The organism is Lentilactobacillus hilgardii DSM 20176 = ATCC 8290, assembly GCF_000159315.1.
GTDB classification, from domain to species: Bacteria; Bacillota; Bacilli; order Lactobacillales; family Lactobacillaceae; genus Lentilactobacillus; species Lentilactobacillus hilgardii.
This window is the reverse complement of the sequence record NZ_GG669999.1, coordinates 1-21,318: the sequence shown is the minus strand read 5'-3', so window position 1 is coordinate 21,318 and position 21,318 is coordinate 1. Positions and strand designations below refer to the sequence as shown.

Here is a 21,318-nt window from a genome sequence, read left to right as displayed (position 1 = left end):
GATGCCTACCTTTCGTGACTAGCTAAATAGGTTTTCATGTCATCGGGAAGCGGTGCCCGGCAGTCAACAAAATGCCCGGCAAATGGATTAAAAAACCTTAATCCTGCACAATGAAGTGCCTGTCGGGGAAACGACTTATCTTCAGGATTATAAAGCCAGTCACCAACCAATGGGTGACCAATCGCCGTCATATGAACTCTAATTTGATGCGTTCTTCCCGTATGGATTTGAAGCTTTAAAAGTGTGTGTTGCCGCAATCGTTGCTTGGTCCATGCTTCAGTAATCGACATTTTCCCCGGAAACCCAACTTGGCGTTTAACAAGTGAGCCATCTGCACGCTTAATCGGTAAGTAGATCTCAAAATGAGTTGTTGAAAAAGTGCCCTCTACAATCGCCAAATATGTCTTCTTAATCTGATGATCTTTCAACTGTTTATCCAAAACCGAATGGGCAAAGTGATGTTTGGCAAAAATAACTAATCCACTGGTATCCTTATCCAGCCTCGTGACAATGTGAATTTTCTGATTGGCATAATGGTTACGCTGATAGTAACCTTTTACCCGGTTAACCAAAGAGTCATTAGCTCGATTATGAGCCGGTACAGAAGCAATTCCAGAGAGTTTATTGACCACCAGAAAATGTTCATCCTCAAACACAATTTGAATCGGTAAGTCGGAAGCTGGTACGTTGTCGTTTTCGGGTTCCGGCGGTAAAACAACGGTAACAACATCATTGGTTATCAGTTTACGGTTAACCAATGACGGTTCGCCGTTGACCAATGTCTGACCACCATGATACTTGATCTTTTTGAGCAACGTTCGGGTAATCCCGTAACCCATAATAAAAGTTCGAACTTTAATAGGTGAGCTTCCTTTATACTCCCAGGTAAACTTAGTCATCCAAATTAACCTCACCGATAAATGAGTTGCTGACCCGTCGCCAAAATTGCGTATGCCGGTATTGGGCAAAAGCAATTCGTTTTTGAGAAATCCGGAACTCAACTGATGCTACTTTACGTGTTGTGATAACTTGATGATCACATGTTAGGATAGTTCGATGAGTTGATTTTGGCACAATTTTAATCCATTCATCAGGCGCAATAATTAAAGGGGATCCCAATGTTCGAAAAACCCGGTTGTTAATCGATGAGATTTCAGCCATTTGAATGGCATTCAGTCTGGGATTGATAATCGCACCGCCGACAGATTTATTATAAGCAGTAGAACCACTTGGTGTTGAAACACATAAGCCGTCTCCCCGGAAACTTTCGAACAATTGATTCTTAATATAAACGTCCGCAACCATCGATCCACTAATCTGCTTTAAAGTAGATTCATTTAGTGCTAATCCAATATCTGCCGAACCACCACCGGGATAGTTGACCTTAATATCCAGTAAAGGATAAGTCACACTTTGACCATTATCATTTTCCAGACTGGCAATTAAATCATTGACTTCATAGTCCCGCCAATCTGTATAAAAGCCCAAGTGACCGGTGTGAATACCAATGAATCGGACTTTATTATTAATATCTTGATAGTGATGAAAGGCGGAAAGAAGTGTGCCATCTCCGCCAACTGAAATAACAATTTCAGGATTAAGCCCATCAATGACTAAATCGGACGACTTTTCAATTTGATTCTTTAAGGAAGTTGCGACAATATTTGAAGCTTCTCCCAAATTACTATATATCGCTATTCTCATCTGACGACTTCCTCACATCATTGCTTGAAGAATCTCCTTTAGTTTCCTGAAGTTCTCCTCGGATTTCAGACATCTCTTCGTCTAACTTAAATGCAGCCTCTGCAGATCTTTCAAGTCGCACCTTCAAGTCATCCGGAAATTCACCCTTATATTTATAGTTCAGGGAATGCTCTACCGTGGCCCAAAAATTCATCGCAAGCGTTCGGACTTGAATTTCAGCCAAAATCACTTTTTCGCCATTTAACATCTGCACGGGATATTCGAAGATGATATGATACGAACGATATCCACTGGGCTTCTTGTTATGAACATAATCCCGTTCTTCAAGGATATTGATGTCAGTGCGTTTTCTCAATAAATCAACCACCTGATAAATATCCTCAACAAATTGACACATGATTCTGAGACCGGCAATATCTTCCATATCTTCTTCGAGTCGGTCTTCGGAAATATGTCGACGAACCATCTTTTCTTTAATGCTATCAACAGGCTTAACCCGTCCTGTTACGAATTCAATTGGGCTTCGGCCATCCAATTTTAAAAATTGGGCCCGAATCCCCCGTAATTTAACTTTTAATTCATCAACAGCTTGTTTGTATGGAATTAAAAAGTTATCCCAATCCTCAACCAAGCTATCACTTCCAATCTTTTTGATGAGTAGAGATCTGATTGTCTTTCATTAATATCATGAATTAAGCCGACTAACGACTATTTAATCTACTCTTTTAATGACTCAGTTTTTAAATTTTACAATCAGACTATATTTTAACATAATAAATGAGGATTCCCCAAAACGGAATCAGCATTTATGAACGTCAGTGTTTTTTAATAAAGTGCATCCATCAGCTTGGCTCGTTGTACTAATAGTCTTTCGAACGCAAAGATTATTAGTAAAAAGTAAAAACGTTTTTTACTAATGAACGCCTTTTGTTTCACCGATTGCCAACATTACTTTACGCACTTTATGAGCAAATATATTGTTTTTAGTTCAAAATTTGGTATTCTTATATAAGTAAATAATTGGTATATTACTTTTATTTGTCGATTAAAAATTGGAGGGGCATTATGGTTCTCGAAATTTATTTATTCATTGATCCGTTAAATCGACATTGTTACGACGCTGAAAAAACGATTGATAACATTTCCCGCAAATTAAATACCAAGGTTTCTGTTCGATTCATTTCCATGTTAAATATCAAGATTCTCAATCAAATGGCAGCGAAAGCAGGCGACCAGTTTGATCGCAAGCTTCCGTATAACATTGTTCTTGATTCAAAAGCGGCATCCTTCCAAGGTAAAAAGTTAGGGCGCCATTTCTTGATGGACTTGCAGCGAGAATTATTACTTAATGATCGCAATTATAATGATGAATTGGTTTACGGTTTGGCGGAAAATAACGGTTTGGATTGTCGTATGTTTGAAGAAGACCGACGATCCAGCCTAGCGGAAAACATGTTTAAATGTGATCAACGGATGGTTCATGAAATGTCGGTAGATGAACCGGCAACTGCAGTGTTGTTTAACTCGGCAGTTGATAATAACGGCGTGTTAATCAATGACTTCGATTATAACTCAATGTTCAAATTCTGTGCACAAAGCATTAAATCTGTTCACCATTTCGAAGAATTGATTAAACAGCATCAAAATAATCAGGGTGCGACTATCTTGTATCCACAATCAAATTTCTTCTGAAATTCAGTCATGATATCAGAATCGAAAAATCTCCGAGTTTATCATTGACTTTTATTAGTAACTAAAGGAAGTTGGGACAAAAATCATTTTGCCCAGCTTCCTTTTTTGTGGTCACTATTATTAACAAGTGAAACGTGAAATGAACAGTGCCACTAATAAATTCACGTATACTCGCTTCAATTATTTTTCGTGATGTGACTCATCTAAAACAATTTTTCGAATTCATCCAATCGCTCTTCAAAGATTCTGAAAGCCTTCTCCAAATATTCCGGCTGCGTCATATCGACACCAGCCTTTTTCATGACATTAATCGGTGTGTCCGAACTCCCGGACTTCAAATAATTAAGATACTTTTCAACATGTTCGGCATCACCATTGACAATATTGTCTGCAAGTGTCGAAGCCGCCGCAAATCCTGTTGCATATTGATAAACATAGAAGTTGTAGTAAAAATGTGGAATTCGTGACCACTCCAAACCAATCTCTTTATCCGAAATAACACTTTCACCGTAATATTTTTGATTTAACTGACGGTAATAGTTATCAAGGAAGTTGGCCGTCAACGGCTGTCCCTTTGCGTCCTGCTCGTGAATATACTGCTCAAATTCTGCAAATTGTGTCTGGCGAAAGACAGTGCCCTTAAATCCATCAAGGTAATAGTTCAAAATATACCGTTTCATCTTATCGTCATCTTTAAATTTATCCAATAAATAATCCGTCAAAATATTTTCGTTGGTTGTTGAAGCAATTTCGGCAACAAAAATCGAGTAGTCACCATATTGGTATGGCTGATTATGTGACGCATAATAGCTGTGCATACTATGACCTGTTTCATGGATCAAAGTATATAAATTATCCAAATTGTCCTTCCAGTTTAATAGAATAAACGGATTGGTATCATACGTTCCTGAAGAATAGCCACCACTTCGTTTATAACGATTCTCAACAACGTCAATCCATCGATTATTAAATTCTTCTTTAACGTGGTTCACATATTGGGGCCCCATCACCTGTAATGCATCCAAGGCCACCTTCTTAGATTCATCAAACGTGTATTTAGGCGATTTCCCCCCGATTAATGGTGTATATAAATCATACATATGCAACTCGTCTACGCCCAGAATGCGTTTTCGAAGCGCAACATATCGATGTAAAAGATCCAAATGCTTGTTAACCTCGGAAATTAAATTATCATATACCTTTACCGGAATTTCGGTTGAGGACAAGGCTGCTTCCAATGCTGAATGATATTGACGTACGTTTGCTTTAAAATTATGATTTTTAACATTTGTTGTCAGTGTTGCAGCCAATGTGTGCTGAAATTGACTATAAACCTCATAAAGTTTTTGAAACGCCTGTCTTCTGACGTCCCGATTCGTTGACTCAAGCAAAATACCGTACACACCTTGGGATAGTTGAACCTGATGACCATTCTCATCAGTAACCGTTGGAAATGAGAGGTCTGTGTTATCCAACACGCCAAATGTCTTTTCACCGGATGAAAAAATATCATCGGCTCCGGCTAAAACCTCCTCAACCTCATTGCTCAAAATATGTGTGCGCTTTGCAAAGGTTTGATCATATAACCGTTTATAATCCCGTAACTTGGGTTGTGCCTCATAGTAAGAAGTCATCTGTTTATCATTGAGTTTCAACAGTTCGGGATCAAACCATGCGGTTGCGGCCCCAAACTGGGCTGCTAGAGCCTGTGCTTTGGCGTACATGGCCTGATAACTGTCCTCACTGGTGTCCTGATCGTTTTTCAACTGAGCGTATACATAAACCTTTTCAAGTTTCCTGGCAGCAGTCAGCATCGTTTCTGTTGCCGTTAACAGGGCTGCTGCACTCTGAGTCAGTGTCCCTGATAATTTTTTAAGACTTGGCAACGTCTTTTCAACACTTACAAAATCTTTTTCAAATTGATCGTCGCTTTGATAAATGGTTGTTAAATCCCAGGTTAAGTCAGCTGGAACATCCTTTCGTAATGGTAATTTCTGTGTCTCTGACATTTCATTACATCCCTTCTTATTCGTCATTAACACTAGATTATCACAAGAATTGTGTCGTCGTCATAATATGCCACCGCTTTTCATCATAGTTGGAAAACCAAACCGGCTGTTTTAAAATTTGAATACCGGATACAGTATGACGAATATAACCTTGGTCATGTAGCTGAATAATCAGTCGACGCCATTCTGCCTTAAAAAATGGCTCGTTATCGACAATTTGCGCAAAAGCCAAACCAAACTGCTCATAACTGATATTAAATATACCCTTTAAAAATTCATCTGACAGTAAGGCCCGATTGCTATCAAATAGCCGTAAAATGACCCAGATTCGCCAACAAAGCACGGATTTGTTAAAAATCGGCAGACCACTACCCCTATTACCATGACAAATCATCGGGCAGCCAATAAACAGTTTACGAAATGAGTAACAATCGGTCACACTTTCTAGATATGTCCGGTTACGGTTTAAATTGCTTTGCTGAATCATTTTCAGCTGATGCAATAATAGCCGGCGGGTAGCATTTTGACCAACCTGATACTTTTTCGAAGAATATTGGCTGGTTCTTACAAATCGAAGCAAGGTCTTCAAATTAAGAAAGTTCTGGGTTTCACCAATTATTTTTCCGGCAACCTCTTTTAATTGATAATGAAGTCGAAAATACTGATCCTTATCTGAATAACAAACAAAGTAAAAGCCAAGCTGTTGATGGTATCTGCTAAATCTGGCAACCGTATCCCGATGGTAAATACCGGTATTATAACGTGCTCCCAGGATCCAAAATACACGTTTTGCAACACTAAGGTATCCCCGTGTTCGCCGTTTGATTTCTGAAAATGAAATTGGACTGCATTGATATTCGACTACGGTTTGAGAATCTGGAATATAGACATCGGCTCTTTGTCCGATCTGAGTAAATGAATGCTCTAGTACTGCCTCATGCCCCATTGATAAAAATTCTTTCTTAAACCTAATTTTCCCTTCTAAATGGACCTGACTTTCATTTTCGTTAAATGGGCACTTGCTGACTGAAAAATGACTGAAGTGAGCGATTCTTGAATGACCATGCTTGAACATAACCGGTTCTTGACATTGGGGCCAAACATAACGTCTTTTTTCATGTTTATCCTTTCTTTCAAGCCTAATTTCATTTGCTTGAATCAACTGGCCATTGAATTGGGCAACCAACATGTCTTTTCTCCTTTTTATGTATTTACTATTAATTACACCGTTATATGACACATTCTTTTATTTTCAACAAAGATTTTGCAAAATAGAGATAATATGCTATCAATCATGTCAAAATTGTTTATAATTATTTGTAAATCTATCCATCAGGAGACTACCAATGCTTGAAAATCTATTAGCATACATCAAACAGGAAGACGTTGCAGAACAGCTCTATCACAGCTTAATTGGTATTGAAATCGAAGAACATCGAATTGAGGGGGATGGCCAGTTAAGTCAGCATCCCTATCCTGAAAACCTGGGATCGCGAAAGTACCATCCCTATCTTCAATCAGATTTTTCCGAGTCAATGAACGAATTAATTACAGATCCCAACCCGAATATCGGTGGCGTTTTAGATCAGCTTGATACCATTCAAACCGTTCTCTATCATTCAATGAAAGATGACGAATATATCTGGCCGTTAAGCATGCCGCCCGCACTTTCAGACGATGATATCCATTTTGTTGAAAATCACTTTGCTCGACCTCCCTTTCAAGAATACCGTGATTATTTAACCAAGAAATACAAGGTACCGTTGAAAATTGTCACTGGATTACACGTCAATTTTAGTATTCCTGAACCGGTCGTTAACCGTTTATATACACACTATGAGGGTCAGTTTAAATCTTTGGTAGAATTTAAAAATGCCCTTTACTTCCAAATCGCTCAAAATTTTGTGCTTCATCGTTGGCTGTTAACTTACTTATTCGGTGCCAGTCCCATCGCTGAAAAGGGCTTTTTCTCAGGTGAAACGCCGGCACCACTCACTCATCCGGTAAGGAGTATTCGAAACAGCATTTATGGTTACGTCAATAAACCTGAGGATCAGGTTAATGTGACACTTTACTCCAGTTTAGGAAACTATATTGACCGTATCTCAAATGCAATTGACCAGCACCGTTTGTTTTCCCCGGCAGAATTCTACGGTCCGGTTCGTTTACGCGGACAAGGCGCACTAAAAGACTATCGCACCAAAGGTATTTCCTATTTGGAATTCAGAGTCATGGACAACACACCATTTACGCCAAACGGGATTAGTCGCCATGCCTTGTATTTTTTGAAATTTTTCTTAATGTACCTCTTGGTTCAGCCTGTCGATGAAACGCGTATCCACGATAAATTAAAACAGTCATTTGATGATAATAACCGTGTGGCTTTGGAATCTCCTGACCAGCCAACCTTTAAAGAAGCTGAGGGCTTAAAAATTTTTAGAAACCTTATTGAAATGGCGAAGCAACTTCATGCACATTCGGAACAACTTCAAGCCCTGGATGATTTCAGTGAAGTCATGAGCCATCCTGAATTAACGGCATCAGCAATGTTATTACCGAAGATCAACAACAATAGTTTGAAAGCCTTTGGCATCCAAACTGCCAAGAAATGGAAAAACAAGCGAGTCAATTCACAGTACCTATTGCCGGCTATGTCCCATTTAACACCCAATGCCCAAAGATTGATTTTTCATGCAATTGCGCTTGGAATTCGCTACTATGTCGTTCGCGACGAGCATGGTGAAGAATTGCTAATGCTGACATATGATAATATTACGCAGGTTGTTTATTCAAACAAAGTAAACGACCGCCCACTGCAATACCTATACGAATTATTCCCAACTATTGAGAAGGCTGCCAAAAAGAATTGGTAGTTTCACTTCAACCTAAAAAACTGACTTATGTTAAGACTAAAAGCATCTGAGACAGCAAAACTTAATTTGCCTCAGATGCTTTTTGTTTTTAAATGACTCAACAATCTTATTGCAGATGACATTTATTTTATTTAATTGGGACAACAACCATAAAAATAGTACCGTTTGGATGATTATCTTTGACTGAAATGGTGCCCTTATGTTCATCGACTATCCATTTTGCAATCGCCAATCCCAACCCATTTCCACCCGTCTTAGCATTACGGGATTTATCAGAGCGATAAAATCTCTCGAAAACGTGTTTTTTATCATTGTCTGAAATGCCTGGTCCGGTGTCTTTAACCTCGATTTTAAGCCGACCATCACGAATTTTCTCAGCGGTGAAAGTGACCGTGCCATCCTCAGGCGTATACTTAATCGCATTATCCAATAAGATAATTATGAGCTGGCGAATTAAATCTTCATCAATCTTTCCTTCACCTGAAACACGAATATAAGTTTCCATCGCTTTTGTCTGGCTATTTGCAATATCAATATAGGGTTTAATGACCTGATCAAACCAAGATTGCAATGAAACATTTTGACGATTAATTTGAATAATATCGGCATCTGAACGGGCAAGCATTAAGAGTCGATTTGTCAGTGTCTGCAAATGTCTCACCTCATCAAGTGTTGTTGAAATTGGTTCTGCCTGATCGATGATTGTTGCTTTGGGCTTGGTCAGCATATATTCCATTTGGTTTTGGATGACTGTCAGCGGCGTTCGCAATTCATGAGCTGCATTCGCACTAAACTGTTTTTGGCGATTCCATGACTCCAGGATCGGCTTCATGCTGGATTTCGACAAAAAGTAAGCCACTGCAATCGCTAAGAACCAAAATACCAGTAATGTTATTAATAAGGATTGTCGAAAGCCACGAATCGCAAGTAAATCCGAATCAATATTTTCCAGTATCAACACATATCGTCCGGCATACATAGGGCTTTTATTAGTTTTCGGTACTTTAATAAGCAGTGTTCGAAAATAATGCCATGAGTTGTCGGATGACATTAATGTCATTTCCCGAATTTTATTAACTTTTGAAACATCAAGGCGCGTATTAACAAAAACATTATAAAGTCGATTGCCCAACATCTGATTGTTCATTATTTTTCCCTTACTGTTAAAGACCAACACATTGGTCCTAAAGGGCGTATTCCTAGCAGGCAGGACCTGCCCTTGTGATGGATTTGACTGACCCGTTCTGAATGTCGGCTGCCGTCGATTGGTCAGTATTCCTATTCTTTGCCAATTCAAACCACGATCGATATTTTCATAAATTGATTGTTGAAAAAAGAAATTGACAACTAATCCTAGAATTGCAAATAAAAGCGCAAATCCAATTAATTCCTTAGCAAACAATGATAGTTGCTGTTTCTTTTGTGGATCCCCTTTAATCAATCAAGTTCCTTCGTTTCGAACATGTACCCCACATTTCTCAGCGTCTTAATCGGTTTTAAGTCAGTTGCCGTTTTTATTTTTTTTCGCAAATTACTCATATATACTTCAACAACCGAGATGGCCGTCTCAGATTCGAATCCCCATAAACGATCAAAAATCTGTTCTTTCGTGATAATCGTATCGGGGTTCTGTAGAAAATAGACTAATAAATCGAATTCCTTACCATTTAGTTCTAACTGCTGATCCCTAACAGTCACTGTTCGATTACTTAAGTCAACCGTAAATGGTTCAACAACCATTTGATTATCGTTTCCCAAGTGACCACTACGTTTAAGTAATGCTTTCACTCGCATTAATAGTTCCTCACGGTGAAACGGCTTTGTTAGATAATCGTCGGCTCCAAGTTCAAAGCCGTGTACTTTATCATCAAGCGTATCTTTTGCGGTTAAAATCAACACCGGCATCGATAAATGAGACTCTGTTCGCCAATGTTTCAAGATATCGTAGCCATTGACCTGGGGAAGCATCAAATCCAGAACTACTAAGTCATAAATGCCCTCTTCACCCAGCATCTGTCCTTCAAAACCATCATGGGAAACGGTGGTTTGGGCAATTTCTCCAAGAAACAATTGTAAGCTTTGGGCTAATGATTCATCATCTTCAATTATTAAGATATGCAGTTCTTTCATTTACATTTTCTCCTTTTCACCAATTATAACCTTCTCATAAACTATCCGTTTTCTTCTCATTCGTCAACTGTTCAATTTGAAATTAATTGAAACGAAAATTTTTAAGCTTAATTTATGGTTATTTGGATAAAATAGTTTTCATTCTAAGAGAAGGAGGGACCAACCATTTCTGGATTCAAGCAATTATTAAAGTTTGGAGTCATCGGATTCGCAAATACGTTTTTGACCTACGCTATTTATTTATTGTTGCTATCCCCTACAAATGCAACAATTGCAATGGCGATCGGTTATGGGGGTACATCATTGATCAGCTTGACATTAAATAATCATTGGGTATTCAAAACGCACGCTTATTTCAAGTCGGTTGTAATTAAGTATTATGCCACTTATCTATCTACTTGGCTTCTCAGTACAGCAATTGCCGATATTTTAAGTCATTTCACAGGGGTCAATGACCATCTAATTCCGATTTTTAGTCTTGTGATCACTGTACCCACTAATTTCCTACTATCAAAATTTTGGGTATTCAAAAATTCATCAATGAGGGAGGCTCAACACTTTGGAAATCAATAATTATTCGTCACGCAATATCCAAAGTCAATCAAGAAAGAAATTTCGATTTGATTGGATATTAACAGTTATTCTACTGCTGGCATTGTTTTTATACGGTTGGCAAATATGGAAAGCAGGTTCTGCCAACGCATTTTATACTGCCGCGATCAAAAGCATGACCGAAAGCTTCAGCAACTTTTGGTACGGTAGTTTTGATCCGGCCGGGTACATTACGGTTGATAAGCCACCTGTGGCCCTTTGGTTTATGGCTATTAGTGCAAAAATATTTGGGTTGCATGGTTGGAGTATCGTACTGCCATCTGTCCTATTTGGAGTTGGTTCCATCTATTTGATGCACCGATTGGTTGCACCATATTTCGGCAAAAATGCTGGCCGACTTGCTGCTTTAGCAATGACGATCACGCCAATCGTGGTAGCTGATTCACGAACAAATAATATGGATGCCACTTTAGTCTTTTTCTTACTCCTAGCGCTTTGGTTCCTTGAAAAGGCGATTGTGCAGAAAAAAGTCTGGGCACCTATTGTCAGCTTTTCTCTAATTGGTATTGCTTTTAACGTTAAAATGTTACAGGCTTTTATGATTTTACCAGCCATGTACTTATTCTACTGGTTGGCAGCTAATGAAAACTGGAAACAAAAGGTTAAAAAACTCATTTTGGCAACGGTAGGACTAGCTGTTTTCACCCTCGCCTATCCCGTCTCGGTCGATTTGACCCCGGCAAGTCAGCGTCCTTATGTTGGCGGTTCTGAAACCAATTCGGAACTAGAATTGGCATTTGGATACAATGGCACCGAGCGTCTGCTTGGACAAACAACGGGAACCGGCGGAACCTTTGGAGCCGGTATGACTTCTAAGAGTCAGTCAAAGAGTACGGGCATGCCCAGCAATGGTAAAATACCAACTGGTACCAAGAATGCCATAAAAAAGGGGGGAAATGGTAAGGCAACAATGCCAACAGGCACTCCTGGCGGTCAAAAAGGACGGCAAAATATGGGTGCCGGTGGTGCCTTTGATATCGGTACAATTGGACCATTCAGATTGTTCCAGTCATCATTAGGACCACAAATTAGCTGGTTGCTTCCATTTGCCATTACTGGTTTAATTGGCAGTTTCACCTATTACCATGATCGAAAAAAGCGATGGTATTCTCTTTCCCATGAGCAAAAGCAATTGGTACTTTGGACAGGATGGTTGGTCCCCGTATATGGTTTCTTCTCGGTCGCCAGTTTCTTTCATCCTTATTATACAATTATGCTGGCACCACCAATTGCAGCGCTTTTCGGAATCGGTACCGTTTCATTAACCAGATTATTTAAAGATAATACCAGAACAAGCTGGAAATTCTATCTCTTCCCGATTGCCATTTTAGCCACAGCGGCACTACAGGCTGGGTATGTTTACAGTTATTATCCATGGCTGACATGGTTAATCTTGGGAATCACGATCATTGCATCACTTCTTTTATTCATTTTTCCTAAGAATAACGCAAGTAAGATCAGCATGGTTGTGGCGACAATCACTATTCTTATCGCTCCCGGATGGTGGTCACTTACACCGACTCTTTCAGCAGAATCGGCTATGATTCCCACCGCTGGACCGTCCCTTCTGTCCACCAGCAGCTCAGGACCTGGTGGTGGTATGAGCAGTTCCAAGGTGAATACAAAACTATTGAATTACTTGGAAAAACATCAAGGAAACGCAAAATATCTTTTTGCAACCAGTGATTCAACTACCGCTGCTCCATATATTATTAAAACCGGAAAAGCGGTTATGGCAATGGGTGGTTTCAATGGAACCGATCCGGCAATTACACTTCCCCAATTTAAAAAACTCGTTAAAAATGGTGATCTAAAGTATTTCTATTACTCCGGCCGTTCCGGAAATACCAAGATTATTAATTGGATCAAAAAACATGCTACTAAAGTCAAAAGTAGTTTGTATCAAGACTCAAACAGCAAGCAACAATTTGGCGGTTTTGGTACTTCAACATCCAAAGGATCGACTAATAAGCCAGAATACTCGAAAAAATCAGCCACAACACCAAATGTACCAAAAGGTATGGGAAATGGCAAAAACATGCCAGGCAAAGGCGTTCCTAGCAAGATAAAACAGTCAACCTCATCCAAGTCCGCTGCTAAGACCGGCAATAAACAATCTACCAAGAAATCACAAACCGCAATGCCAACTGGTATGGGCGGTATGGGATCATCAGGAACACTATATGATTTGTCCACAATTTATAAATAACGCAAGGAGGTCTTTGAATGGAAAAAAGCACAGATTTAATTTCGGTTGTCCTTCCGGTTTTTAATGAAGAACAAGTGATTGAAAGAACAATTGATACTTTAGAAGCCTTTATCAGTAATCAACCTCAGAAATTTGAATTAATTTTCGTTGACGATGGATCAAAAGATAAAAGTGTCGCACTCATCAATGAAGCACAAAATTTACATCGTAATATAAAAGTTGTGCAATTTTCAAGAAATTTTGGGCATCAGTTGGCAATCACAGCTGGCATCAGATATACCAGTGGTGATGCAGTCGTTGTCATGGACGCCGATTTGCAGGATCCACCCTCGGTAATTGTTGAAATGATCAAAAAATGGAAGGAAGGTGCTGAGGTTGTTTACGGTAAACGTGTTTCCCGAGATGGCGAAACCTTTTTCAAAAAAATAACAGCCGCAATCTTTTATCGCACACTTAGAAAGATCACCAGTATAAATATTCCTCTAGATACAGGCGACTTTCGATTGATGGATCGTAAAGTAGTCCATGAGCTTTCAAAGATGAACGAAACGGATCCTTACGTGAGAGGAATGGTCAGTTGGGTTGGATTCAATCAGGCTTCAGTCGAATATGAACGCCAGGAAAGGATTGCCGGTGAATCCAAATATCCACTCTCTAAAATGATCCGACTTGCGATGGACGGTGTCACCTCGTTTTCAGCCTTTCCATTACAACTCGCAAATTGGCTGGGAACTCTTTCAATCATTTTCAGTATCGGTTACTTGATTATCACACTTTTCACCGGATTTAAAACGCTCCAATTTGCCGTCTTTTCTCTTTTCTTGTTAGTTGGGCTTGTCTTCCTGTCTTTAGGACTGGTTGGATCATATCTGTATCGTATCTTTGAAGCTTCCAGAAAGCGTCCACTTTATATCGTTGCTAAAACAAGCGGGTTTCAATCGGCAACACAGGAAGTTCATGATGCTTCAAAACATGGTCATAAAACGACCATGTACTATGCCAGGCCAAGTAAAAACCAAGTATTTGAATAAAAATTTACTGAAGTAAAGATCTCGTATTGATGTATGAATCGTTTCTAAAATAACAAAAGCTGTCACCCACAAGTGTTAAATGACATTTGTGGGTGACAGCTTTTGGTTAAAACTCATTATCGTTCAATATTATTTAAAGTAGTATCTGCTTAGTTCAAGCGCACTATTTTCCATAATTTGTTGACCATATTCATTTAAAACGTCCTCAGTAACCGTCGTTTTCTTGCCATACTCATTGGCAATTGCAACCTCGTCACTGACAATCATATCAACAGGATCATTACTGAACAACTGAAGCTTTAGAAAGTACTTACCTTCATATAAATACAAATCCGAAGTCCCATTTTCCAAACGCAATGCCTTTGAAAGTTCAATAAAATCATTCAAATCATCAAATTCAAGAATAACAGTTCTCTTTTGATGGCCAAATTCATCATTGGTCTTCTTGTCACTCTGAGGCTTGTTGTCCACGCCATGTTCATCAATATATTTTGAAACTTGGTCGTGCTTTTCGTGCCCATCGCTGGAACCAAGCAGCGGTTCATCTTCATCAGACATGTCAACATCCTTACTAATAAAGAGTTCAAGACCATTCTGATTTGGAAGAACTTGGAAAGTGACGGCATCATTATTTTGAAATTGATGATCCTTGTCGACTTCCTCGAGAATGCTATAAAAGAAACTTTCAATTTGTTTATGATTTCCGAGTAAATCTAAAACGGTAATCCCACGTTTATCAAGGTCATCATTTCCGATCAAAACTCGAATTGTATTCTCGTTGATCCGTTCCATTTCCATAGTTAGCCACCCCTTTCAATCTCTGAGGGTAATTATTATATCATTGTAACACAATTATTGTCCAAGTAAATGATACGGCTAAAAATGGTGAGTGACAAGTAAATCATTCCTTTTACTTACTGGGCATTTTTAATCATTCGCTCAAGATCACTTTTACGAATGTCGCGCGGCAAGAACCGTCGAATTTCATCATCATTAAAGCCAATTTGAAGACGTTTCTCATCAATCATAATTGGCCGTCGAATCATTTCCGGATGTGTTTCAAGAAGCTCTAGCAATTCACCAATCGTCAGTGCATTGATTTTATCCTTAAATTGATCATAAACGTAAGACCGGGTTGAAATCAACCCTTCAGTACCAGTTTCGGAAAGCATTAAAATCTGTTTTAATTCGTTTTTAGTGAGTGGGTTCGCAAAGATATTTCTTTCTTTAAATTCCACATTATTTTCAGTCAACCATTTCTTTGCTTTACGACAAGATGTACAGCTTGGTGTCATTAAAAATTTTACTGTCATTATAACTCATCTCCTAATAATCTTTTCTATATCTTGATTATAAAGGATAAAGTTATAAAAATCATAAGTTTCACAGAATAGTCTAACAAACACTAAATTTTCATCACAAATTAAATTTTTATATCTGAATCGTTAAGTGCCGACTGGCAACATCGATTGGAATGTCACTTCCGGCTGTAGTTTCAGCTTCCTGCTTTAATTGGTTTGGATCCCCATATGCCGGTAAATGAGTTAACAAAAGGCGTTTAGCTTCGGCATCCTTTGCAAGCTGACCAGACTCAGTAGATGTCATATGCCATTTTGTTCCGGTTTTATCAGCGTAGAAATTGGTATCGGTCATTAATAAATCAGCATTTCTCGCAAAATATGCTATTTCCGGAAAATAGGCTGTATCAGCTGTAAAAACCAAGACTTTACCGGTTGCTTTCTCTGTTATTCTTAAGCCAAAAGCCGGAACCGGATGGTGCATTTTGAAAAATGTAATGGAAAACGGACCAACATTAAGTTGTTTTTCCGGGTCATAAGCGACTCCTTTAGTTGAGTCAGGCCAACTTAAACCATCAAAATTAATTTTATCTAATGTGTGACCATAGATTGGTAAGCACTTTTGATCATATCGTTTTTCATGGAGCTGCCAGTAATACTGTAAAACACCAACATCAGCTGTATGATCATGATGATAATGCGTTAGAATCAAAGCATCCAGTTTTAATGGATCAAGGATTTCTTCAAGGCTTAAAAGTGCTGCGCTACCACAATCAATTAAGAAATGAAAATTACCAGATTCCAGCAAATAACTGCTAGTCCCATTACCATTGGCTGGATAGCCACCTAAGAATCCCAAGACTGTTAATTTCAAGAAAATACCTCCCACTTTTTGAATTCAGTATAGGTTAGCATCGGTTAAAAGTAAATGTTTGGATAAGCATCTCAAAAAAAGTATAATGAATTTGAAACAGGAGGTGGGTATTGTGAAAAAGCAGATTGCAATTACCTTTGGTGATAATAGGATAATGAAACAGATTAAAGAAGAACATCCGGATCGTGAACTTGTTACTTACAAAGCTTTGAATCAAACCGGTAAACAAATGATGCTGGATTATTCAGGAGAAAATTCAATTTTTCATTCACCAGTTCTTTACGATGTTTTAGGTCACGGTGGCACAGACAATTGGAACAGTTTCATTAGTTTTTCCGCGTTGGATCTAAACTTCGATCAGCAAAAAGTCTTTGATGCCAGAATTAATCGTTTAATCAGCAATGGACTTCCACAGGGCATGCATTCAATTTATTCCTTGAACTATCATAAGGATATTAGCCAACGTGTCATTCTAGGAACCTGGCAGTCTTATCGTGACTTCGAGCTTTGGAAAAACAGTACTCATGAATTTATTCCAAAAGAATACCGAGATTCTCCCAGCTTTTATTCACATGAGGCTTATTATACCCCCGTTGAAAAAAAGGAAATTCATTAGCACTATATATTAACTACGAAAAAGCACCAGATTATTTTGAAAGGTTAATTTCTTTCAGATAATTTGGTGCTTTTTAATTAACAACCTATCCAATGCGAAGTGTCAAGGCATTTACCGAGACAACCACGGTACTCAACGACATCAATATAGCACCAACCATCGGGCTTAACAAAATACCCGCAAATGCGAGGACGCCAGCTGCCAATGGTAATGCAATAATGTTGTATCCGGCACCCCACCAAAGATTCTGTTTCATTTTATCCGCTGTTCGTTTGGCAAGTTTGAAGAGATCAACGACATCCTTTGGATCACTTCTAACTAAAACGATATCAGCCGAATCAATTGCAACATCGGTACCAGCTCCAATGGCAACACCAACATCTGCACCACTTAGGCTGGGTGCATCGTTAACACCGTCGCCAATAAACATGGTTGTCCCCTTTTTTTGATACTCTGCCACTATTTTTTGCTTATCTTCCGGTAACAATTTTGCGCGATAATCATCAATTCCAAGTGACGAAGCAACGCTGGCAGCAATTGCTTCATTATCCCCTGTTAGCATGACCGGTTGAATATGGTGCCGTTTAAGATAATCAATCATTGGTTTTGAACCGGCTTTAATTTCATCGCCTTCGCCAATCACACCGATAACCTGATTGTTTTCAATTAGAAAACTGATGGAATTATTTTTATCGGCTAACAGTTTATTAACAGTTTCCTGATTATACTCAACTGACTCTTTTTCAAAATAATTACTCGAAACCAACTGATACTTTTTTCCATTAACTATTCCGGTAAGACCAAACCCGGGAATTTGCTGAACATCTTCCGCTTCATCAAGCTGCAGTTTCTTTTCTGCAACCTCATCCATAACGCCCTTAGCTAATGGATGACTGGATGTTTTTTCAAGTGCTCCGGCTAATGCTAAAATTTGATCTTTAGAATAATGGGAATTAAACGTCTGATAAAAGTTAAGTTTAAAATTTCCTTCCGTTAAAGTACCGGTTTTATCCATTAAAACGTATTGAACCTTGTTGGACTGCTCCAAAGCCGAGGAATCACGAATTAACAGCCCCTTTTGAGCGGCTAAAGCTGTTGACCGGGACACTACCAGGGGAATAGCCACCCCAAGTGCGTGGGGACAAGCAATGATTAATACGGTCACTGCAATTGGTAACGCAATGGTTGCACCGCTCACAAACATCCAGGAAATAAAAGCTATAATTGCAACTGTTAATGCTGCATAAAATAAATATCCGGCAACTTTGTTAGCAATTGTTTGAGCGTGTGACTTTTTATTTGATGCGTTCATCACAAGCTGCATGACTTTATTCAAGAAGCTGTCATTTTGTGCTTTATCAACTTTAAACTCAAAAGTGCCATCATTATTAATGGAGCCACCAATGACATCATCATTAATTGACTTTGAAACCAGTTTCGATTCTCCGGTTACTAATGATTCATTAACTGTCGTTGTTCCCTTTACGATTGCGCCATCAGCAGGAATTTTCTCACCGGCCTGCACCTGAACAACATCGTTAATTTTCAAGTCAGCAACATTAACGTTAACCACTTGTCCATTTCTGACAACCTTGGCAGTCGATGGTAATAGCTTGGACAATGCGTCAACTGCAGAACCGGCACTAACAATCGACTTCATTTCAATAATATGCCCTAAAAGCATAATATCAATTAGCGTTGATAACTCCCAGAAAAATTCATCAACGGTTGGTGTCACGTGAAAAACATTGTTGGCAACTACTGAATAGATACTGTAGAAGTAAGCGACCGTTATACCTAAAGTAATCAATGACATCATTCCCGGTTGTTTACCCTTCATTTCCATTTTCGCGCCTGAAAAGAATGGTTTACCACCATAAAAGTACAGGATAGACCCAATGATCGTTAACAATAGCGGAGACCATGAAAAATGAAATCCAAATCCACCCATTCCCGCCATTGGAGAAAGCAAAATAACCGGAATCGTTAATATTAAGGATATCCAGAAACGTCGGTTTAAATCTCCCATATCCATGTTCATATGGTGGCCACTCATGCCATGCCCCATATTCATGCCGGACATCTCGTGATCCATATGTTCCATGTCGTCATGGTTCATCTCCATATTATGATGAGTCATTTTCATGTGAGACATTGACTGATGGTCTTGATGTTCACCCATTTGCATGTTCTTGTCTTGATGATTTTCTTGATCCAAGTTCATTACCATTTTTTTCATATGCTTGTTTTCTTGTTTAGACATTCTATTTCCCCCTCTTATTTTACTATCGCTTCATCATATTAATGAGTTGGCCCTATTATGCTTCCTTTCAACCCAACTTCTTTTTCTTACATCTACGATTGTAGACGAAGTAGTCGAAATATGCAACTACAATTGTAAACTTCATGATTAGTTTGTTTAAAACTGCCTGTTATATGAAAGGGATAAATCACCAATTAGTAACTGGCCGATAATGCTGCTCGAGTGATTGCCCCTTAGCGGTCGATATAATTCAATTTTTTTAACAAACAAAAAAGAGTTAACAGTATTAACACTGTTAACTCTCAAATCTTTGGAGACATTCGTTTAAGTGACGGTCCGTACGAGACTCGAACTCGTGATCTCCTGCGTGACAGGCAGGCGTCCTAACCAACTAGACCAACGAACCAAAATTGCGGGAGCTGGATTTGAACCAACGACCTTCGGGTTATGAGCCCGACGAGCTACCAGACTGCTCCATCCCGCGATAATATAAAATAATAAACTATGCATTGAATGACCCGTACGGGATTTGAACCCATGTTACCGCCGTGAAAGGGCGGTGTCTTACCCACTTGACCAACGGGTCATTTAACGGAGAAAGAGAGATTCGAACTCTCGCGCCGCTTACGCGACCTACACCCTTAGCAGGGGCGCCTCTTCAGCCACTTGAGTATTTCTCCAATATGGGCCTAAATGGACTCGAACCATCGACCTCACGCTTATCAGGCGTGCGCTCTAACCAGCTGAGCTATAGGCCCATTATAACATAAGAAAAAGCGGGTGACGAGAATCGGACTCGCGACAACAGCTTGGAAGGCTGTGGTTTTACCACTAAACTACACCCGCATATTCAATTAATCATAGTGGCGCGGGACAGAATCGAACTGCCGACACATGGAGCTTCAATCCATTGCTCTACCGACTGAGCTACCGAGCCAAAAACGGTCCGTACGAGACTCGAACCCGTGATCTCCTGCGTGACAGGCAGGCGTCCTAACCAACTAGACCAACGAACCAAAATTGCGGGAGCTGGATTTGAACCAACGACCTTCGGGTTATGAGCCCGACGAGCTACCAGACTGCTCCATCCCGCGATAATTAAAAGGAGGATGAGAGATTCGAACTCTCGCGTGGTTTGACCCACCTAGCGGTTTTCAAGACCGCCCCCTTCAGCCACTTGGGTAATCCTCCATAAGTAACTATAAAAAAACATATAATATTGAGTCAAATGGACCTTGTAGGACTCGAACCTACGACCGGACGGTTATGAGCCGTCTGCTCTAACCAACTGAGCTAAAGGTCCAAGAAGGTCCAAGACCCTAAATCGCGGCAGGGGGGATCGAACCCTCGACCTCCCGGGTATGAACCGGACGCTCTAGCCAGCTGAGCTACACCGCGATGTGTGATACTTTTGATAGCAAACCTATCAATCGGGAAGACAGGATTCGAACCTGCGACCCCCTGGTCCCAAACCAGGTGCTCTACCAAGCTGAGCTACTTCCCGCTAAAACAATGCACCCAGTAGGAGTCGAACCTACAACCTTCTGATTCGTAGTCAGACACTCTATCCAGTTGCGCTATGGGTGCATAATATGCCGAGGACCGGGATCGAACCGGTACGGTCATCACTGACCGCAGGATTTTAAGTCCTGTGCGTCTGCCAATTCCGCCACCCCGGCATAACAAGCGGAAGACGGGATTCGAACCCGCGACCCCCACCATGGCAAGGTGATGTTCTACCACTGAACTACTTCCGCAAAATGCCGACTAGAAGATTCGAACTTCCGACCCCCTGTTTACAAGACAGGTGCTCTGCCAGCTGAGCTAAGTCGGCATACAATATATTATGCGCTAAATAATATTCAATTGTAATGAGCCGTGGCAGTCTCGAACTGCCGACCCTCTGATTAAAAGTCAGATGCTCTACCAACTGAGCTAACGGCTCAACATGGAGGATACAGGGATCGAACCTGTGACCTCCTGCTTGTAAGGCAGATGCTCTCCCAG

At 39.8% G+C, this 21,318-nt stretch carries 17 protein-coding genes and 18 tRNA genes; 6 read left to right on the top strand and 29 right to left on the bottom strand.

Annotated elements, in window-relative coordinates:
- Positions 1–5: 5 nt before the first annotated feature.
- From HMPREF0519_RS12030 to yjbM, 3 genes are read right to left on the bottom strand one after another with little or no spacing between them, the layout of a single operon-like run.
- Positions 6–899 carry an RluA family pseudouridine synthase gene (locus tag HMPREF0519_RS12030; RefSeq protein ID WP_003561556.1) on the bottom strand — a complete coding sequence of 298 codons (894 nt, stop codon included), beginning with the start codon at positions 897–899 and terminating at the stop codon, positions 6–8.
- Positions 892–1,704, bottom strand: coding sequence for an NAD kinase (locus HMPREF0519_RS12025; protein WP_003555106.1), 813 nt, complete (start codon positions 1,702–1,704; stop codon positions 892–894). Before HMPREF0519_RS12025 ends, HMPREF0519_RS12030 begins: the two co-directional genes overlap by 8 nt.
- Positions 1,685–2,335, bottom strand: a complete 651-nt coding sequence (gene yjbM, locus HMPREF0519_RS12020) for a GTP diphosphokinase (protein WP_003561561.1) — start codon at positions 2,333–2,335, stop codon at positions 1,685–1,687. The genes HMPREF0519_RS12025 and yjbM overlap by 20 nt, the downstream gene beginning before the upstream one ends.
- Before the next feature lie 434 nt (positions 2,336–2,769).
- On the opposite strand from yjbM, the gene HMPREF0519_RS12015 reads away from it, so the two are divergent.
- Positions 2,770–3,396, top strand: coding sequence for a DsbA family protein (locus HMPREF0519_RS12015; protein ID WP_003636591.1), 627 nt, complete (start codon positions 2,770–2,772; stop codon positions 3,394–3,396).
- A 203-nt stretch (positions 3,397–3,599) separates the two neighbouring features.
- Here HMPREF0519_RS12015 and pepF read toward each other — a convergent pair whose 3' ends face one another.
- Together pepF and HMPREF0519_RS12005 are read right to left on the bottom strand one after the other, a co-directional pair.
- Positions 3,600–5,405, bottom strand: coding sequence for an oligoendopeptidase F (gene pepF / locus HMPREF0519_RS12010; RefSeq protein ID WP_040472834.1), 1,806 nt, complete (start codon positions 5,403–5,405; stop codon positions 3,600–3,602).
- Positions 5,406–5,445: 40 nt separating this feature from the next.
- Positions 5,446–6,594: a competence protein CoiA gene (locus HMPREF0519_RS12005; RefSeq protein ID WP_040472833.1), complete on the bottom strand. Its 1,149-nt coding sequence runs from the start codon at positions 6,592–6,594 to the stop codon at positions 5,446–5,448.
- Between the two features lie 157 nt (positions 6,595–6,751).
- On the opposite strand from HMPREF0519_RS12005, the gene HMPREF0519_RS12000 reads away from it, so the two are divergent.
- A complete protein-coding gene (locus HMPREF0519_RS12000) occupies positions 6,752–8,278 on the top strand; it encodes a gamma-glutamylcysteine synthetase (protein WP_003636585.1) in 1,527 nt (508 codons plus the stop codon).
- A gap of 127 nt (positions 8,279–8,405) precedes the next feature.
- Here the strand turns inward: HMPREF0519_RS12000 and HMPREF0519_RS11995 are convergent, their stop codons facing one another.
- Both HMPREF0519_RS11995 and HMPREF0519_RS11990 read right to left on the bottom strand, forming a co-directional pair.
- A complete protein-coding gene (locus HMPREF0519_RS11995; RefSeq protein ID WP_003636583.1) occupies positions 8,406–9,719 on the bottom strand; it encodes a sensor histidine kinase in 1,314 nt (437 codons plus the stop codon).
- Positions 9,716–10,408, bottom strand: a complete 693-nt coding sequence (locus HMPREF0519_RS11990; protein ID WP_003636580.1) for a response regulator transcription factor — start codon at positions 10,406–10,408, stop codon at positions 9,716–9,718. Before HMPREF0519_RS11990 ends, HMPREF0519_RS11995 begins: the two co-directional genes overlap by 4 nt.
- A gap of 222 nt (positions 10,409–10,630) precedes the next feature.
- Between HMPREF0519_RS11990 and HMPREF0519_RS11985 the strand changes: the two genes are divergently transcribed.
- The 3 genes from HMPREF0519_RS11985 to HMPREF0519_RS11975 are packed head-to-tail and all read left to right on the top strand — an operon-like array spanning position 10,631 to position 14,260.
- The gene (locus HMPREF0519_RS11985; protein ID WP_404803321.1) at positions 10,631–10,981 is read left to right on the top strand and encodes a GtrA family protein; all 351 of its coding nucleotides are present in this window, start codon (positions 10,631–10,633) and stop codon (positions 10,979–10,981) included.
- Positions 10,968–13,229: an ArnT family glycosyltransferase gene (locus tag HMPREF0519_RS11980; protein WP_003636575.1), complete on the top strand. Its 2,262-nt coding sequence runs from the start codon at positions 10,968–10,970 to the stop codon at positions 13,227–13,229. Before HMPREF0519_RS11985 ends, HMPREF0519_RS11980 begins: the two co-directional genes overlap by 14 nt.
- A gap of 17 nt (positions 13,230–13,246) precedes the next feature.
- A complete protein-coding gene (locus HMPREF0519_RS11975; RefSeq protein ID WP_003636573.1) occupies positions 13,247–14,260 on the top strand; it encodes a glycosyltransferase family 2 protein in 1,014 nt (337 codons plus the stop codon).
- A 129-nt stretch (positions 14,261–14,389) separates the two neighbouring features.
- Here the strand turns inward: HMPREF0519_RS11975 and HMPREF0519_RS11970 are convergent, their stop codons facing one another.
- The 3 genes from HMPREF0519_RS11970 to HMPREF0519_RS11960 form a co-directional block, all read right to left on the bottom strand.
- Positions 14,390–15,058, bottom strand: a complete 669-nt coding sequence (locus HMPREF0519_RS11970; RefSeq protein ID WP_003561577.1) for an adaptor protein MecA — start codon at positions 15,056–15,058, stop codon at positions 14,390–14,392.
- Positions 15,059–15,174: 116 nt separating this feature from the next.
- Positions 15,175–15,573: a transcriptional regulator Spx gene (gene spx, locus HMPREF0519_RS11965; protein WP_003561578.1), complete on the bottom strand. Its 399-nt coding sequence runs from the start codon at positions 15,571–15,573 to the stop codon at positions 15,175–15,177.
- 118 nt (positions 15,574–15,691) lie between these two features.
- Positions 15,692–16,432, bottom strand: coding sequence for an MBL fold metallo-hydrolase (locus HMPREF0519_RS11960; RefSeq protein ID WP_040472832.1), 741 nt, complete (start codon positions 16,430–16,432; stop codon positions 15,692–15,694).
- Between the two features lie 85 nt (positions 16,433–16,517).
- Here HMPREF0519_RS11960 and HMPREF0519_RS11955 point away from each other — a divergent pair, with 85 nt between their 5' ends.
- Complete coding sequence (locus HMPREF0519_RS11955; RefSeq protein ID WP_003636569.1) at positions 16,518–17,048, top strand: hypothetical protein; 531 nt, start codon at positions 16,518–16,520, stop codon at positions 17,046–17,048.
- 85 nt (positions 17,049–17,133) lie between these two features.
- Here HMPREF0519_RS11955 and HMPREF0519_RS11950 read toward each other — a convergent pair whose 3' ends face one another.
- The 19 genes from HMPREF0519_RS11950 to HMPREF0519_RS11860 form a co-directional block, all read right to left on the bottom strand.
- On the bottom strand, positions 17,134–19,311 hold the full coding sequence (locus HMPREF0519_RS11950; RefSeq protein WP_003636567.1) for a copper-translocating P-type ATPase: 2,178 nt from the start codon (positions 19,309–19,311) through the stop codon (positions 17,134–17,136).
- Between the two features lie 332 nt (positions 19,312–19,643).
- Positions 19,644–19,717 (bottom strand) — tRNA-Asp (locus HMPREF0519_RS11945).
- 4 nt (positions 19,718–19,721) lie between these two features.
- A tRNA-Met gene (locus HMPREF0519_RS11940) sits at positions 19,722–19,795 on the bottom strand.
- Between the two features lie 30 nt (positions 19,796–19,825).
- Positions 19,826–19,897, bottom strand: a tRNA-Glu gene (locus HMPREF0519_RS11935).
- A 6-nt stretch (positions 19,898–19,903) separates the two neighbouring features.
- Positions 19,904–19,991: transfer RNA gene (locus HMPREF0519_RS11930), tRNA-Ser, on the bottom strand.
- Between the two features lie 4 nt (positions 19,992–19,995).
- Positions 19,996–20,069 (bottom strand) — tRNA-Ile (locus HMPREF0519_RS11925).
- 17 nt (positions 20,070–20,086) lie between these two features.
- Positions 20,087–20,157, bottom strand: a tRNA-Gly gene (locus HMPREF0519_RS11920).
- 18 nt (positions 20,158–20,175) lie between these two features.
- Positions 20,176–20,248 (bottom strand) — tRNA-Phe (locus HMPREF0519_RS11915).
- A 5-nt stretch (positions 20,249–20,253) separates the two neighbouring features.
- Positions 20,254–20,327, bottom strand: a tRNA-Asp gene (locus HMPREF0519_RS11910).
- 4 nt (positions 20,328–20,331) lie between these two features.
- Positions 20,332–20,405, bottom strand: a tRNA-Met gene (locus HMPREF0519_RS11905).
- A gap of 9 nt (positions 20,406–20,414) precedes the next feature.
- Positions 20,415–20,502: transfer RNA gene (locus tag HMPREF0519_RS11900), tRNA-Ser, on the bottom strand.
- 38 nt (positions 20,503–20,540) lie between these two features.
- Positions 20,541–20,614, bottom strand: a tRNA-Ile gene (locus HMPREF0519_RS11895).
- Positions 20,615–20,635: 21 nt separating this feature from the next.
- Positions 20,636–20,709 (bottom strand) — tRNA-Met (locus HMPREF0519_RS11890).
- A gap of 32 nt (positions 20,710–20,741) precedes the next feature.
- Positions 20,742–20,815: transfer RNA gene (locus HMPREF0519_RS11885), tRNA-Pro, on the bottom strand.
- A 9-nt stretch (positions 20,816–20,824) separates the two neighbouring features.
- A tRNA-Arg gene (locus HMPREF0519_RS11880) sits at positions 20,825–20,898 on the bottom strand.
- A gap of 6 nt (positions 20,899–20,904) precedes the next feature.
- Positions 20,905–20,990 (bottom strand) — tRNA-Leu (locus HMPREF0519_RS11875).
- A 6-nt stretch (positions 20,991–20,996) separates the two neighbouring features.
- Positions 20,997–21,068, bottom strand: a tRNA-Gly gene (locus HMPREF0519_RS11870).
- A 4-nt stretch (positions 21,069–21,072) separates the two neighbouring features.
- A tRNA-Thr gene (locus HMPREF0519_RS11865) sits at positions 21,073–21,145 on the bottom strand.
- A gap of 38 nt (positions 21,146–21,183) precedes the next feature.
- Positions 21,184–21,256: transfer RNA gene (locus HMPREF0519_RS11860), tRNA-Lys, on the bottom strand.
- Between the last annotated feature and the right edge of the window lie 62 nt (positions 21,257–21,318).

What these genes read in the sequence shown, in the direction of transcription:
- HMPREF0519_RS12030 (WP_003561556.1), bottom strand. Translation starts at nt 899, where the DNA reads ATGACTAAGTTTACCTGGGAGTATAAAGGAAGCTCACCTATTAAAGTT.
- HMPREF0519_RS12025 (WP_003555106.1), bottom strand. Translation starts at nt 1,704, where the DNA reads ATGAGAATAGCGATATATAGTAATTTGGGAGAAGCTTCAAATATTGTC.
- HMPREF0519_RS12015 (WP_003636591.1), top strand. Translation starts at nt 2,770, where the DNA reads ATGGTTCTCGAAATTTATTTATTCATTGATCCGTTAAATCGACATTGT.
- pepF (WP_040472834.1), bottom strand. Translation starts at nt 5,405, where the DNA reads ATGTCAGAGACACAGAAATTACCATTACGAAAGGATGTTCCAGCTGAC.
- HMPREF0519_RS12005 (WP_040472833.1), bottom strand. Translation starts at nt 6,594, where the DNA reads ATGTTGGTTGCCCAATTCAATGGCCAGTTGATTCAAGCAAATGAAATT.
- HMPREF0519_RS12000 (WP_003636585.1), top strand. Translation starts at nt 6,752, where the DNA reads ATGCTTGAAAATCTATTAGCATACATCAAACAGGAAGACGTTGCAGAA.
- HMPREF0519_RS11990 (WP_003636580.1), bottom strand. Translation starts at nt 10,408, where the DNA reads ATGAAAGAACTGCATATCTTAATAATTGAAGATGATGAATCATTAGCC.
- HMPREF0519_RS11975 (WP_003636573.1), top strand. Translation starts at nt 13,247, where the DNA reads ATGGAAAAAAGCACAGATTTAATTTCGGTTGTCCTTCCGGTTTTTAAT.
- HMPREF0519_RS11970 (WP_003561577.1), bottom strand. Translation starts at nt 15,058, where the DNA reads ATGGAAATGGAACGGATCAACGAGAATACAATTCGAGTTTTGATCGGA.
- spx (WP_003561578.1), bottom strand. Translation starts at nt 15,573, where the DNA reads ATGACAGTAAAATTTTTAATGACACCAAGCTGTACATCTTGTCGTAAA.
- HMPREF0519_RS11955 (WP_003636569.1), top strand. Translation starts at nt 16,518, where the DNA reads ATGAATTTGAAACAGGAGGTGGGTATTGTGAAAAAGCAGATTGCAATT.
- HMPREF0519_RS11950 (WP_003636567.1), bottom strand. Translation starts at nt 19,311, where the DNA reads ATGTCTAAACAAGAAAACAAGCATATGAAAAAAATGGTAATGAACTTG.